Consider the following 13724-nt stretch of genomic DNA (forward strand, 5'->3'; position numbering starts at 1 on the left):
AAAAATTATGTTACGCTTGTGTGAACAAGAGCGACAGTGTATAGAGGGTTTTTTGTTTTTATAAAATTGTTAGAAACACATTAAGTTAATAATGAGAGAGAGAATGGATGAAAGAAAGGTTCAGCGACTTTTGCTGAACCTTTCTGTAGTACTTTTTTTCTTATGAATACATGCTTCCAAGTTCTTTCGACCGAGCAATCGCTTTAGCAATTGCATCTTGAAGGGCATTCTGTGTATCTCGTTCTTTTAATACTTTAATCCCTGCTTCGGTTGTCCCATTTGGACTCATCACTTCTTCATAAAGTTGTTTCGGTGATTTTGTCGTTTGTTGCAATCTTTTGCCAACGCCGACAATCGTTTGAGTAATTAAGGAGCCGGCTTCTTCTTCGGTTAAACCAGCCTCAGCAGCAGCATGTTCCATCGCTTCAACCAAGTAATAAAAATAAGCAGGTCCACTTCCAGCAATACCTGTTACTGCATCAATTTTCTCCTCAGGAACAACGAGAACGGTTCCAACTGCTTCAAAAAGGGTTGAAACGAGTGAAAGATGTTCGTCTCGTGCACGTGTACCAGCGCAAATCGCCGTAGCGGAGGCGCCAACTTTTGCTGAGGTGTTTGGCATCGTACGAATGACGGGAGCAGTGTGCCCAAGTAATTCTTCTAAATAGAAGGTAGGGATACCAGCTAGAACTGAAATAAATAGTTGATTTTCCGATGTATTCACCAATACTTCAGATAGAGCATCCTTAACACCTTTAGGTTTCATCGCTAAAACAATGATATCGGCTTGTTCGACTGCTTCGTGACGATTAGAAGTTACTTGAATCCCGTATTGCGCTTTTAAATCGGCCAGCTTTTGTTTATTTGATAAGTTTGTTGCAACGATTTGTGTTGGTGAGACGATTTTATGAGCGACAAGACCGGCAATAATCGCTTCGGCCATTGACCCTGCCCCGAGAAATGTGATCGTTTTATTTGTAAACATAGTATCACCTATCCTTTAATTTGACCTTCGCCACGTACAATGTATTTCATGGATGTTAATGCTTCAAGTCCCATTGGTCCTCGTGCATGAAGCTTCTGGGTACTAATTCCAATTTCTGCACCAAAGCCAAATTCAAAGCCGTCGGTAAAGCGCGTCGAAGCATTATGATAAACAGCCGCTGCATCCACTTCATTTAAAAACTTCACAACGTTGCTGTCATTTTCACTAATAATCGCCTCAGAATGCTTTGTTCCATATTGATGAATGTGTGAAATGGCTTCATTTACGGATGGAACAACTTTTACTGCTATCTTTAAATCTAAATATTCATCAGCCCAGTCCGATTCACCAGCTTGTTTGATTCGTGAGTCTTTAGCACATAAAGGCGCATCTCCATATAATTCTACGTCTTTGTCCACAAGGGCATCAAGTAAATGTGATAAATGATTAGTAGCCCATGATTCGTGAACAAGAATCGTTTCAGCCGCATTGCAAACAGACGGACGTTGTGTTTTTGCATTGATGGCAATCGCTGTAGCCATTTCTGGCTTTGCGGATTCATCGATATAGATATGACAGTTTCCGACGCCTGTTTCGAGAACAGGCACGGAGGCATTTTTCACAACAGATTGAATTAATGTTGCCCCACCACGAGGAATTAGTACATCCAAATAGTCATTTAAGGTAAACATTTCCGTTGCTGTTTCTCGACTCGTATCTTCAATTAACTGAATTGCTTCAAAAGGGATGGCTGTTTTTTCTAGGGCACGATGTAAAACTTGAACAATCGCTTTATTTGAGTGAATCGCTGTGGAACTCCCTCTTAATAAGACAGCATTTCCCGTTTTCAGACAGAGGCTTGAGGCATCGACTGTAACATTTGGGCGGGCTTCATAAATCATTCCAATTACACCAAGTGGTACTCGAACCTTTTCAATATTTAATCCATTTGGACGTGAGAAAGCGTCCATCACTTTTCCAACAGGATCAACCAAATCAGCTACTTGCTTTAAGCCTTCTGCCATATCTGTGATACGGTCAGAACTTAATGAAAGGCGGTCAAGCAGGCCTTCATTCATTCCGCTTTGTTTTCCTGCTTCAAGATCCTTTTTGTTTTCTTCTAAAATAAAGGATTGCTCTTCAACTAATTGAGTAGCCATGGTGTTGAGCGCATTGTTCTTTTCATCTGTCGTTTTAGCTGCAAGTTCATGCGTTAAATCCTGTGCGCGTTTGGCTTTTCGTCTTAATTCATTCATTATTTAATCCTCTCCTTTTTTAATGATACCCAGTTGTTTCGGTGGATAATTTCTGGTTTCAAGCGGCCGGTTTGCAGCTGCGCGTCGGTACTAGATAAGCCTTTCACACGGTGTAGCTGTTCTGATGAGACATTCGATTTCCCTTTTCCAAGAATATATCCTTCTTTGTTAAAGACCTCTACGACGTCATGTTCATTAAAGGTTCCTTCAACGGAAACCACTCCTGCTGGTAGAAGACTCTTTCCATGAGCAAGCACAGCTTTTTCTGCGCCATCATCGATAATGATACGGCCAGAACTTGTTGAGTGAAGAGCGATCCATTGTTTTACTGTTGGCATCACAGGATCATGCTGAAAGGATCCTAAATAGGTTCCATCGCCTTTTCCACTGATAATATCAATTAACTTTTGCTTTCCACTTCCTCGACCGATAAAGACATTAACTCCTAATGATAAAGCGGTTTTCGCTGCGCTGACCTTCGATTTCATGCCGCCGGTTCCAACCTTTGTTCCAGCGCCACCGGCAAGCATCATCAGTTCATCTGTAACTTCAGGTAAGTAATGGAACTTCTTTGCATTAGGATTTGTGGTTGGATTGTCATCGTATAGGCCATTAACATCTGTTAAAATGCATAACGTCTGAGCATGAATAAATCCGCTCACTAAGGCAGAAAGCATATCATTGTCTCCGAAGGTTAATTCCTCAATTGAAGTTGAATCATTTTCGTTAATAATTGGCAAAGCTCCTCGTTTAAGCAGCTCACTAATGGTGGAATACGCATTACTAAACCGTTCTTGATTTTCAAAATCTTGTCGTGTAAGTAGAAGCTGAGCGGGAGTTATATTATGACGTTTAAATAGTTCAATATAACCCTGCATTAATAGCCCTTGACCGACAGCTGCTGCAGCTTGTTTCCCAGCAATGGTGATTGGCCTAAACGGATAACCAAGTTCTGAAAATCCTGCAGCAACCGCTCCAGAAGAAATAAGAATAACCTCATGCCCTTGCTGCTTTAGTAATGCTAACGCATTGACATGATCAGAGAGCATTTCCATACTTAAGGCGCCCTGTTTTGTCGTTAAGGAGCTGCTTCCAATTTTTACGACAATACGTTGTCGTCCCATAATTCAGCCTTCTTTCTCGAAAAAAATAAAAAAACCCTTCTCATCCCTAAAAAAGGACGGAAAAGTTTATCCGCGGTACCACCTTCATTGGCATATTTAGTGCCCACTCATCATCCCGTATCGTGGGAAAGCCGACCGGTTTACCGGTTGCTCTAGGGCAGGTTCAACAATATCAGAGGTGATGGACCTTTCAGCCGATGGATCCACTCTCTATACACATGACCGTTGTTTACTAATCCCTTTCGTCACATTATTTTTATAATTTCTACCATTATAAAACTGTCTCCATGTTCCGTCAAGCTAAGAACAGAGATATCCATGGAGGAAGGATAGTACCGAGAAGATAGCAGACCATGGTATGATAAAAATGTAAAGCGACGAGAAAAGAGGGACAGCAAATGGTGGCGAAAAAGGTGTGGATAACCGGGGCTTCTAGCGGGATAGGCCGACAAATGGCCCTTGACGCAGCAAGAGAGGGACATATCCCAATTTTAATTGCGCGCAATGAAAAACGCTTAAGGGCAATACAAATAGAGATTGAATCGCTTGGGGGACAGGCGTATATTGCAAAATTAGATGTAAGTGATTTTGGTAAAGTTGATAAGGTGCTAAATGACTTGCTTCTTATAGTAGGCGGAATTGATGTACTAATTAATAATGCTGGATTTGCCGTGTTTCGCTATCTAAAGGACGCGCCCATTGCAGAGATAAAAGAAATGTTTGATGTGAATGTTGTAGGGTTGATTTACGTCACACAGCGGTTATTGCCTGAGATGATGAATCAACAATCAGGACATATCATAAATATTGCCTCGCAAGCAGGGAAGTTTCCGACACCGAAAGCCAGTGTCTATGCCGCAACAAAGCATGCAGTACTGGGTTTCACCAATAGCCTTCGGATGGAGCTCGAGGATACAAATATTCGCGTTAGCTCTGTTAATCCCGGGCCCATTCGAACAGCTTTTTTTGAACGCGCCGATGAGGAAGGAAGCTATGTGAAAAATGTAGATAAGTGGATGCTACCACCCGAGTATGTATCTAAGAAAGTTATCCAACTAATTAAACAGCCGAAGCGCGAGTTAAACTTGCCCCGTTGGATGAATGTAGGCTCAACCCTTTATCAACTCATGCCACGCGTTGTTGAGAGAATCGCCGGGAAAAAGCTAAATAAAAAATAGGGAGGAAATGAAGACCTTTCAATTACCGTACCTTCTTCAGGGGCCTTTGCTAATCGGTTTGACCCGTGAAAAATTGGTAAACAACATCATGAGTAATATCAATGAGATCCTCATCAGAATGTTTCTTTAAGTCATTAATTTCTTGAACGATCTTTTGTTCTTCTGACTTATTTAAAACGAGAGCTTCACCATACGTGTAGGTTTTCCAAACTTGGTGAATAAGTTTTACCACAAATGCATACTCCATATCATGACCTCATTCTTTTTGATTAAGTGTAGACGATCAACACAAAGAAATGCAATCAATAATAGAGGCTACAGAAAAAGGTAAAAACCTTTTTCTGTAGCCTATTGTTCACTCATTGGTTCGTCATCACCACTATAGGCAATTAAGACGACACCGAGTTGTTCTTCGAGTGAGCGGAGTTTTTGCAAGTCCTGTTCTTCAAGATTTGCGACATGAAAAAGATCCATGATAAATCACCTCTATGTTATCGTCTCCTGATGCTTTATAATTATGATTATAAAATGCTTGCCCAGAAAGGAAGAATATTGATGCAAGCCCAAAAAGTTGAAGTAATCAAAGAAGAAACACAAGAAAAAACGATGTATCGAATTTTATTAATTATTGGTTTCGTTCATTTATTGAATGATACGATTCAAGCGCTAGTTCCTGCAATGTTTCCCGTCCTAGTAAATTCAATGGGATTGACATTTACGCAGCTTGGTTTAATAGCATTTGCCTTAAATGCAACAGCTTCTTTAATACAACCATTAGTGGGTCTTTATACCGATAAGAACCCAATGCCATATGCCTTGCCCATTGGACTTTGCTTCACTTTTTTTGGTGTGCTTGGCATTGCGTATGCCCCGTCCTTTTGGTATGTTGTCGTTTCCGTCATGTTTATTGGAATCGGTTCGGCTACCTTTCATCCTGAAGGCTCAAGGGTTGCCTTCATGGCATCTGGTGGGCGTCGAGGTCTGGCTCAATCCATCTATCAAGTTGGGGGAAATGCGGGTCAAGCGTTAGCCCCGTTAATTACGGCGTTAGTTCTTGTTCCACTTGGACAATTTGGTGCAATTTGGTTTACCTTTGTTGCAGCGCTTGCCGTTGGGTTGCTAATCTATATTGCAAAATGGTACGCACGACAAGAACGCCATATCGGAAAAAAACCTTCAAAAGCGAACCGGAGTAAAGGGGAATCCCATACTTATAAAAAGAAGATTCAATTTGCCATTTGTTTGTTAATTTTCTTAGTATTTGCACGATCTTGGTTCCATGCCGGTTTAACGAACTTTTACGCATTTTATATTATTCAGGAGTATGGCCTAACGATTTCGCAGTCACAAATTTATATATTCTTATTTCTCGCAGCAGGGGCTGTCGGAACGTTTTGTGGAGGCCCACTCGCAGACCGATTTGGGAAAAGAACCATTATCATGCTGTCGATGCTGGCCTCTGCACCGATTGCTTTGATTTTACCCCATGTCGGACCTGTGCTTGCCTATCCGCTAATTACGATTGTCGGTTTCATCATTTTATCGAGCTTCTCGGTTTCAGTAGTTTATGCCCAAGATTTGGTCCCTGGAAAAATCGGAATGGTTTCAGGTCTTATCATTGGTTTAGCATTTGGGATGGGGGCTGTTGGTTCGGTTGCCTTAGGATGGTTTGCTGATTTATTCGGCCTAACAAATACAATGCTTCTAACGGTAGCTCTTCCTTTGATTGGAATCCTAACCTTCTTCTTACCTTCTGATCAAGCAGTAAAAGAAATGAATGCATAAATGAGGTAACCGAGCAGTTTAAAATCGTACCTTTTTCATAGGCCTTCTTCAGCACTTTGGGCTTTTATCGGCAACTTTTGAGGAGTTTTCAGTAACTTTCGAGCCTTATCTGCAACTCCGAATGTGAACTCTTCTCTTTCCGCATTCGAGGCAACGCGTTTAATATGTTCCCTAGTGTCTGACTAAAACACGGAAGTTTCGAACAGCCACTATAAAAAAGTTGACACATCTACCTAAGTAGTTGAATACACATAGGTTATGAGTATGACCCTTCAGCGGGGCGAGTGAAAAACTAGAAAGAAATTAGAAAACTTCCCAAAAGGGGCTGAGAATACATGTGTGGCATAACAGGGTGGATTGACTGGAGAAAAGATTTACGAAAAGAAGAAGCACAAGTTCGGAAAATGGCAGATACCTTAAATCGTCGAGGGCCCGATGACTTAAATGTATGGACTGCACAGCATGTAGGATTTGGTCACGCTCGATTAGTGGTCGTCGACCCAGAAGGTGGCGTTCAACCAATGAGTCGAACACATAAGGACAAAACATATACCATCGTTTATAACGGGGAGCTTTATAACACCGAGGACATTCGCAAAGAGCTTCTCGTACGTGGTCACGATTTTAATGGGCATTCTGATACAGAAGTGCTATTAAAATCATACATCGAATGGGGATATCAATGCCTTGAGAAGCTCAATGGCATTTTTGCATTTGCGATCTGGAACGATAAAGACGAAAGTTTGTTTATGGCGAGAGATCGCTTAGGCGTTAAACCTTTATTTTATACGGTTAAAAATGGCTGTTTAATGTTTGGTTCAGAACTAAAAGCACTTCTCGCTCATCGAGACATTGAACCGATTGTTGGTCAATCTGGTTTGTCTGAAATTATGGGCCTTAGTCCATCAAGAACACCGGGTCATGGTATCTATGAGGATATCAATGAATTACGACCGGCGCATGTATTGATTTATGATCGGAACGGGGCAAAAATTAGCCGATACTGGTCATTAAAATGTAAAAGGCATGAGCATACAACCGAAGAAACAGCTCAATACATCCGTGAACTAATGGAGGATATCGTTGAGAGACAATTATTTGCCGATGTACCAGTAGGAATGTTCTTGTCTGGTGGAGTCGATTCAAGCGCATTAACAGCCTTAGCGGCAAGAGTGTACGAAAAGCAAGGCAAAGGACCCGTACGCAGTTATTCAGTTGATTACGATGAGAATGATAAATATTTTAAAGCAAATGATTTTCAACCAAATGAAGATGCACCATGGATTAAGAAGATCTCAAAGGACTTAGGAACAATTCATTATAACGCCATTATTTCTATTGATGAATTAGCAAACCAATTAAAAGAAGCGGTTCTCGTTCGTGATTTACCAGGTATGGCAGATATTGATTCGTCCTTACTATGGTTCTGTAAAAAAATCAAAAAAGATGTCACAGTTGGTCTTTCAGGAGAATGCGCGGATGAGATTTTTGGCGGGTACCCTTGGTTCCATAAACCTGAAATCATGAATATTGATGGCTTTCCATGGATGCGTTCGATTGATGAACGTCAAGAACTGTTAAATGATAAATGGCAAGAGAAAATCAACTTAAAAAACTATGTCTATGGTCGTTACAAAGAAACGATTAGAGAAACACCACGCTTTGAAAGTGACAATCCAGAGGAAGCTAGACGTCGAGAAATCTCTTATTTAAATATGATATGGTTTATGACCAATTTGCTCGATCGAAAGGATCGAATGAGTATGGGAGCAAGTCTGGAAGTCCGTGTGCCATTCTCGGATCACCGCCTTGTCGAATATGTCTGGAATATTCCTTGGGAAATGAAGCAGTTAAATGGCAGAGAAAAGGGGATTTTGCGAAAAGCGATGGAAGGCTATCTCCCTAATGACGTTCTCTATCGTAAAAAAAGCCCGTACCCCAAAACCCATCACCCCAACTACACAGCAGCAGTCCAAAAAGGCATGCAAGATGTGTTAGCACAAAAAGATGCACCAATTTTTGAATTTATCAATAAAGATAAGCTCCGAAAAATTGCCGAGAGCAACGGTCTAGCAACCGGAACCCCATATTTCGGTCAGCTGATGGCCGGACCACAGCTGCTTGCACACTTTATTCAAATGGACTTTTGGATGAATGAGTATGGAGTGAAGATTAAAGAGTAGGAATGAAGCATCCTCATAAAAAGTGAGGGTGTTTTTTTGATGTGAAAGAGTCCACCTCTTAAGGTTTAATATAGAGAAAAAAATTAATAAGTAACAGGAAATTATTAGAGGTAAATGGGGTTGTTGACAAAAGAATACGCACTAAGAAAAGGCAGAGGCGGGTCATCTAGTGATGATGTATGAAGCTTTGGCCTCATCAAGCATCCTAAAAAACAACTACCTAACTAAGTAAGAAAAACGAGGCCTCTTTAACAGAGGTCTCGTTGGTTACTGGGAGAGAAGTTTTAGAAAGTGGCATCCCGCATTTTTTCAGTGTGGGTATGCAGGGCTTCTTAACAGTTATTATTATTGTTGTTGTTGTTGTTGTTACGGTTGTTACGATTGTTGAGGTTTTGAGCGTCATTTTCATTTGCAAGTTCAACGTTTGCATTATCAACGTTTAATTCTTGATTTGTGTTATTGTTACGATTGTTACGGTTTGCAGCATTATTGTTATTGTTATTGTTATTATTAGCCATATGTATCACCTCCCTAAAAATTAATTTGCCCAAAACTTAAAGTTTGCATACTAGGCTTTTTATAAAATGGGGAGGTTTAAATTAAAGCCAAATGGTCATATCGCTCTTAAAGTTAGTATAAATTTCTCTTCCCTCAAAGAAAAGTTCCATCAGTGTAAAACATCATTCTTGATGTCAACATACAATGTACCGTCCTTTTGAACCTCTGCGTAAAAAACATCAGAAATTGATTTAATATCGGCTTTTTGTAATTGTTGTTCCAACCACTGTGCGTCAAGATTTAACTTTTCTAAATTCGAGGTAATAACTAAACCGTCTGTTATAACTTCAGTAGAAATAGGGTAAATGTTTGATTTGATTTGTTTTCTTTTCAGGTCAGATTTAGTTAGAGATTGTTGAGGTTCCTTTTTCATAACAGATAAGTTTCCATCCGTTTCAAAAATTGCATAGTCAACTTCAGAAAAAGAAAACACGTTCTTTTGTCTTAATAAAGCATTTAAAGCGTCTATATCTAGACGCACTTTACGAAGTTCATGTTCCATTATTTTTCCTTTTTTTATAAGGATTCTTGGTTGTCCTTCTATAATATCACGGGCCTTTTTAGACTTTATGTCAATAAACCCCAATAAAATTGTAATTGTTGTCCACCCCACTAAAGCTAAGATGCCATTTCGAATACTTACACTTGAGTCCATTACTAGGACGGCAGTAATTGCCCCTATTGTAATCCCAGAAACATAATTAAAAAAGGTCATTTGTGAAAGTTCTTTTCTACCCATAATTCTAGTTAAGGTTAATAAAGTTATAAAAGCTATAACGACCCTTAGTGCTAACTCTAATACCGTCATCAAATAACCTCCTTAATTTAAGCAAATTAACAAAAATGGCTTTTTCTATTATTTAGCTTTTAGGAATAATTATTCGCTCATAACTTTCTCCTACCAACCAGGCGTAATCTTTGAAAAAGGATTAGCGCTTTATTTGTATTTGGACCAAATTATTTAAAAGAATAAGCTTATATTAAGTTTGGATAGATGTTTTCTAAAGCTATAAAGATGAGTCATCCTACATATATAAATTAACTTTAGTTAAAGATAATGGTAGAAAAAAGTAGCCGTAGAAAGCTTTGGAAGGAGGGCTTTGACATGGATTTACATTTTATATGGAAAGCTGTTGTTATTGTTATTGGTGGGGTCCTTATTTTACGATTGGCTGGAAGAAAATCGATTTCGCAACTGACCGTTGCTCAGACCGTTATGATGGTTGCCGTTGGTTCATTGATTATTCAGCCTGTGGGCGACAGAAATATTTGGGTTACTTTACTAATTACACTTTTACTTGTGCTTACCCTCATTTTTATTGAGTATATCGTATTGAAATTTGACAAGCTCGAACGTTTTTTTTACAGCAAATCGATCATTGTGGTAGAGAATGGTCAGATTAATGAAAGGAATTTAAAAAAATTACGTTTAACCGTGGATATGCTTGAAGTACGTTTGAGACAACAAAGTATTCAAAGGATTAGTGATTTACAATGGGCTACCATAGAATCAAATGGACAATTAGGTTACATGCTAAAAATGGAAAAGCAATCCGCTACTAAAGAAGATATTCAGATGCTGATATCACAAATTCAAGCGAACATGCTTAATAAACCTGTCCAAACACCAGTTGCTAAGTCACCTGTTTCAGAAAATATATTTAAAGAGGTTAAACATAATAAGCACATAGAAGAACCTCCAGAACATTTGAAGTGAGGAGAGTAGAATGAAAGCAAATCACAAATATAAAACTTTAATTATAACCCTTTCCAAATGGATATTTTTTGGGGGGATTATTGGCGTAATCATTGGATCCACAACGGCCTTCTTGTTAAATACAAACGATTATCTAGGAGAAGTTCGAGAAAGTAATTCACTGCTCATTCTTTTACTACCTTTGGGCGGCATAGTCGTAGGCTATATATATATGAACTACGGCAAGAACGCTGGAAACGACTCTGCTAAAGGAAATAATCTCGTTATAGAGGGGATTCATGGTAAATCTAAAGTGCTGCGGAGAATGGGACCTATCATCTATTTAGGAACATTTATCACAGTCCTTTTAGGCGGGTCAACTGGAAGAGAAGGGGCAGCCGTACAAATGGGAGGGAGTGTAGCGGAAGCTTTAAACCAGTTCTTTAAAGTAAACTTAATCGATACAAAAATTTTACTAATGAGTGGAATAAGTGCTGGATTTGGAGCAGCCTTTGGTACACCTATTACGGGAGCTATTTTTGGAATGGAAATGGTCGCTTTAGGGAAGATGAAATACGAAGCATTTGTCCCTTGTCTTGTAGCAAGCTATCTCGGTCATTATGTGACCACGGCCTGGGGAATTAAACATGAAGAATTTATTATACAAACTTTGCCGGGACTCTCAGTCATTTCGTATACAAAAGTTATTCTGCTGTCCGTTATTTTTAGCCTTGTAAGTGTTTTATATTGCCAATTAAGACATGGTATACAAAGGGTTTCTGAAAAATATTTAAAGAAAAACCATATGTTAAGAGCCTTTGTTGGGGGAATCATCATAGTAGCATTAACATTTTTAGTTGGTTCACAAGATTATAATGGTCGTGGTTTAGATTTACTTGAACAATCTTTTAAAGAAGATGTTCCTCCCTTTGCTTTTCTAGCCAAGCTGATATTTACAGCGATTACACTTGGAACTGGCTTTGTAGGTGGAGAGGCCATTCCACTATTTTTCATGGGCGCAACCTTAGGAAATACTTTATATCACTTCATTGATTTACCAATGTCCTTCCTTGCTGCTTTAGGATTAATTGCTACATTTTGTGGTGGTGCCAATACTCCAATATCAGCCTTTCTATTAGCGCTTGAAATGTTTGACGGAAAAGGAGTTGAGTTTTTTTTTGTAGCATGTCTAACCAGTTATATCTTTTCAGGACATCACGGACTTTGGCCTTCTCAAACAATATATGAGCCAAAGAGCAGATTATATAGTATTGATAACGAAGAATCGATTGGATCCATTGAAAAAAAGAAAAAACGTTAGAAGAATATCACTGCAAGAAATAATGTTAGCGCTAGACGTGAAGTACATCCATAAAGGCATAAAAAGTGTATACTTACCAAATAAACTCTTTTTAAAAAAGTAAGGGGGATCTGTAGTGGAAATGAAACCTAAGGCAATTTTCTTAGATATGGATGGTACGATATTAAATCATTACAATAAGGTAAGTATACATACAAAAAAAATTATTGATGACTTACGAATACAGGGAATATTTGTTTTTATCGCTACAGGTAGATCGGTTGAGGAAATAGAGGGAGTCGTACCCGATGGCTTTGAAGTGGATGGGCTAATTACTTCAAATGGGATGGCTGGATATGTAGGGCAAGAAGTAGTATTTGAACACTCACTTACGCTCGACTTGGTAGAAACCATTATTGAAAAAGCTAGCAAAAACAAAGTGTATTATGAACTTTTCCCATATGGAAGGTCTCGCATTACATTAAAGAAAGATAAACAATATGTTGAAGAAGAAATTAGCGATCCAAAGCCAGACAATGTTGGAATTAATGAGTGGCTTTCACGTAAACAAGCGATTCAAGAGGAAATTGTTTGGAAGGATAACATAGAAGGAACCAAGTTCTCGAAATTTTATTTCTTTGCTAGAACGAAAGAACATATCAACAGATGGAAAAATGAGCTTGATCAACTAAAGAAAGAAATGGATTTTACTACTTCTACATCTTCTGAGCATAATGTCGAAGTAATGGTTGCGAATGTGAACAAAGCAACAGGAATTAAACAGATGCTCAGGAGGTTTAATTTATCGGAGGATGAAACTCTGGCTATTGGTGATAGTAACAATGATTTGCCGATGTTACAGTTTGTTCGTTATGCAGTGGCTATGAAGAATGCACCAGACCATATTAAAGAAATTGTTGATGACGTAACGGAATTTACATGTGATGAAGACGGAGTGTACCATTATCTTAAATCTAAATTAAAAATCACTTCAAGGCATTAGAGACAAGATTAGAAGTACCTTTTCACCAAAGTCTAAGATTAGCTGAAAATGGAGAGAATACTAAAGGGGAAGTATTTTCTTACTTCCGTCCTAAAGGAGGAATTATCTTGGGAACGATGTTGAAGGTCGGCGATATGGCCCCTGAATTTTCGTTAACTGCGACGACAAAAGAAAAAATCGCATTATCTGATTATCGTGGGGAAAAGAGTATTGTAGTGGCTTTTTATGGAATGGACTTTACACCTGGCTGAATCAAAGAAATTGCCTCTTGGAAAGAGGATTACAAAAGATTTGGAGAATTAGGTGCTGAAGTACTGGCCATTAGCGTGGATCACATCCACTCTCATCATGTCTTTGCAGCAAGCATGGGAAGATTGCCTTATCCCTTATTGTCAGATTGGCTTAAACAAACAGTGAAATGCTACAACGTGTTTAATGAAAAAGGCGAAACTGCATACCGTTCTGTCTTTGTGGTGAATAAAGAGGGAATCATTACTTTCTTAAACACCTCATTTAAAGCTGATAAAAAAGAAGATTATGAGGCGGTTTTTAGTGAGCTTGAAAGGTTAGTTTGAGAAAGACCCTCTTGAAAAGAGGGTCTTTCTGATGTAGTCGACTGGTATACAAAAGAGAGGTATTTCAATGGCCTCGGTATT

At 39.0% G+C, this 13724-nt stretch carries 14 protein-coding genes and 1 other annotated feature; of the genes, 7 read left to right on the forward strand and 7 right to left on the reverse strand.

What is annotated here, in order from left to right; translation table 11 throughout:
* Positions 1–160 precede the first annotated feature (160 nt).
* From proC to proB, 3 genes are read right to left on the reverse strand one after another with little or no spacing between them, the layout of a single operon-like run.
* Positions 161–985: a pyrroline-5-carboxylate reductase gene (gene proC / locus CEF19_RS15595; RefSeq protein WP_100406903.1), complete on the reverse strand. Its 825-nt coding sequence runs from the start codon at positions 983–985 to the stop codon at positions 161–163.
* Between the two features lie 8 nt (positions 986–993).
* On the reverse strand, positions 994–2241 hold the full coding sequence (locus tag CEF19_RS15600) for a glutamate-5-semialdehyde dehydrogenase (protein WP_100406904.1): 1248 nt from the start codon (positions 2239–2241) through the stop codon (positions 994–996).
* Positions 2241–3365 (reverse strand): glutamate 5-kinase, encoded by a 1125-nt coding sequence (proB, locus tag CEF19_RS15605; RefSeq protein ID WP_100406905.1) that lies wholly within the window; start codon positions 3363–3365, stop codon positions 2241–2243. Before proB ends, CEF19_RS15600 begins: the two co-directional genes overlap by 1 nt.
* Before the next feature lie 49 nt (positions 3366–3414).
* Positions 3415–3620, reverse strand: a binding site (T-box leader).
* A 143-nt stretch (positions 3621–3763) separates the two neighbouring features.
* On the opposite strand from proB, the gene CEF19_RS15610 reads away from it, so the two are divergent.
* Positions 3764–4543 (forward strand): SDR family NAD(P)-dependent oxidoreductase, encoded by a 780-nt coding sequence (locus CEF19_RS15610; RefSeq protein WP_100406906.1) that lies wholly within the window; start codon positions 3764–3766, stop codon positions 4541–4543.
* Positions 4544–4592: 49 nt separating this feature from the next.
* Here the strand turns inward: CEF19_RS15610 and CEF19_RS15615 are convergent, their stop codons facing one another.
* Together CEF19_RS15615 and CEF19_RS23980 are read right to left on the reverse strand one after the other, a co-directional pair.
* Entirely contained in the window at positions 4593–4790 is a 198-nt protein-coding gene (locus CEF19_RS15615; protein ID WP_100406907.1) for a YqzH family protein, read from the reverse strand.
* 101 nt (positions 4791–4891) lie between these two features.
* A complete protein-coding gene (locus tag CEF19_RS23980) occupies positions 4892–5017 on the reverse strand; it encodes a hypothetical protein (protein ID WP_264755135.1) in 126 nt (41 codons plus the stop codon).
* 81 nt (positions 5018–5098) lie between these two features.
* On the opposite strand from CEF19_RS23980, the gene CEF19_RS15620 reads away from it, so the two are divergent.
* Both CEF19_RS15620 and asnB read left to right on the forward strand, forming a co-directional pair.
* Positions 5099–6328, forward strand: coding sequence for an MFS transporter (locus CEF19_RS15620; RefSeq protein ID WP_100406908.1), 1230 nt, complete (start codon positions 5099–5101; stop codon positions 6326–6328).
* Between the two features lie 335 nt (positions 6329–6663).
* Positions 6664–8511, forward strand: coding sequence for an asparagine synthase (glutamine-hydrolyzing) (asnB, locus tag CEF19_RS15625; RefSeq protein ID WP_100406909.1), 1848 nt, complete (start codon positions 6664–6666; stop codon positions 8509–8511).
* Between the two features lie 332 nt (positions 8512–8843).
* Here the strand turns inward: asnB and CEF19_RS15630 are convergent, their stop codons facing one another.
* Together CEF19_RS15630 and CEF19_RS15635 are read right to left on the reverse strand one after the other, a co-directional pair.
* Positions 8844–9029: a hypothetical protein gene (locus tag CEF19_RS15630; protein ID WP_100406910.1), complete on the reverse strand. Its 186-nt coding sequence runs from the start codon at positions 9027–9029 to the stop codon at positions 8844–8846.
* Positions 9030–9178: 149 nt separating this feature from the next.
* Entirely contained in the window at positions 9179–9877 is a 699-nt protein-coding gene (locus tag CEF19_RS15635) for a YetF domain-containing protein (RefSeq protein ID WP_100406911.1), read from the reverse strand.
* Between the two features lie 297 nt (positions 9878–10174).
* Between CEF19_RS15635 and CEF19_RS15640 the strand changes: the two genes are divergently transcribed.
* The 4 genes from CEF19_RS15640 (at position 10175) to CEF19_RS15660 (ending at position 13643) form a co-directional block, all read left to right on the forward strand.
* Complete coding sequence (locus tag CEF19_RS15640) at positions 10175–10786, forward strand: DUF421 domain-containing protein (RefSeq protein ID WP_100406912.1); 612 nt, start codon at positions 10175–10177, stop codon at positions 10784–10786.
* Between the two features lie 10 nt (positions 10787–10796).
* Positions 10797–12086: a voltage-gated chloride channel family protein gene (locus CEF19_RS15645; protein WP_100406913.1), complete on the forward strand. Its 1290-nt coding sequence runs from the start codon at positions 10797–10799 to the stop codon at positions 12084–12086.
* A gap of 115 nt (positions 12087–12201) precedes the next feature.
* On the forward strand, positions 12202–13068 hold the full coding sequence (locus CEF19_RS15650; RefSeq protein ID WP_100406914.1) for an HAD family hydrolase: 867 nt from the start codon (positions 12202–12204) through the stop codon (positions 13066–13068).
* Between the two features lie 134 nt (positions 13069–13202).
* Entirely contained in the window at positions 13203–13643 is a 441-nt protein-coding gene (locus CEF19_RS15660) for a redoxin domain-containing protein (protein WP_227522101.1), read from the forward strand.
* The last annotated feature ends 81 nt before the right edge of the window (positions 13644–13724 follow it).

This window comes from Bacillus solitudinis (assembly GCF_002797395.1).
GTDB lineage: Bacteria > Bacillota > Bacilli > Bacillales > Bacillaceae_D > Halalkalibacter_A > Halalkalibacter_A solitudinis.

What these genes read in the sequence shown, in the direction of transcription:
- CEF19_RS15615 (WP_100406907.1), bottom strand. Translation starts at nt 4,790, where the DNA reads ATGGAGTATGCATTTGTGGTAAAACTTATTCACCAAGTTTGGAAAACC.
- proB (WP_100406905.1), bottom strand. Translation starts at nt 3,365, where the DNA reads ATGGGACGACAACGTATTGTCGTAAAAATTGGAAGCAGCTCCTTAACG.
- CEF19_RS23980 (WP_264755135.1), bottom strand. Translation starts at nt 5,017, where the DNA reads ATGGATCTTTTTCATGTCGCAAATCTTGAAGAACAGGACTTGCAAAAA.
- proC (WP_100406903.1), bottom strand. Translation starts at nt 985, where the DNA reads ATGTTTACAAATAAAACGATCACATTTCTCGGGGCAGGGTCAATGGCC.
- CEF19_RS15640 (WP_100406912.1), top strand. Translation starts at nt 10,175, where the DNA reads ATGGATTTACATTTTATATGGAAAGCTGTTGTTATTGTTATTGGTGGG.
- CEF19_RS15610 (WP_100406906.1), top strand. Translation starts at nt 3,764, where the DNA reads ATGGTGGCGAAAAAGGTGTGGATAACCGGGGCTTCTAGCGGGATAGGC.
- CEF19_RS15635 (WP_100406911.1), bottom strand. Translation starts at nt 9,877, where the DNA reads ATGACGGTATTAGAGTTAGCACTAAGGGTCGTTATAGCTTTTATAACT.
- CEF19_RS15645 (WP_100406913.1), top strand. Translation starts at nt 10,797, where the DNA reads ATGAAAGCAAATCACAAATATAAAACTTTAATTATAACCCTTTCCAAA.
- CEF19_RS15620 (WP_100406908.1), top strand. Translation starts at nt 5,099, where the DNA reads ATGCAAGCCCAAAAAGTTGAAGTAATCAAAGAAGAAACACAAGAAAAA.
- CEF19_RS15630 (WP_100406910.1), bottom strand. Translation starts at nt 9,029, where the DNA reads ATGGCTAATAATAACAATAACAATAACAATAATGCTGCAAACCGTAAC.
- CEF19_RS15600 (WP_100406904.1), bottom strand. Translation starts at nt 2,241, where the DNA reads ATGAATGAATTAAGACGAAAAGCCAAACGCGCACAGGATTTAACGCAT.
- asnB (WP_100406909.1), top strand. Translation starts at nt 6,664, where the DNA reads ATGTGTGGCATAACAGGGTGGATTGACTGGAGAAAAGATTTACGAAAA.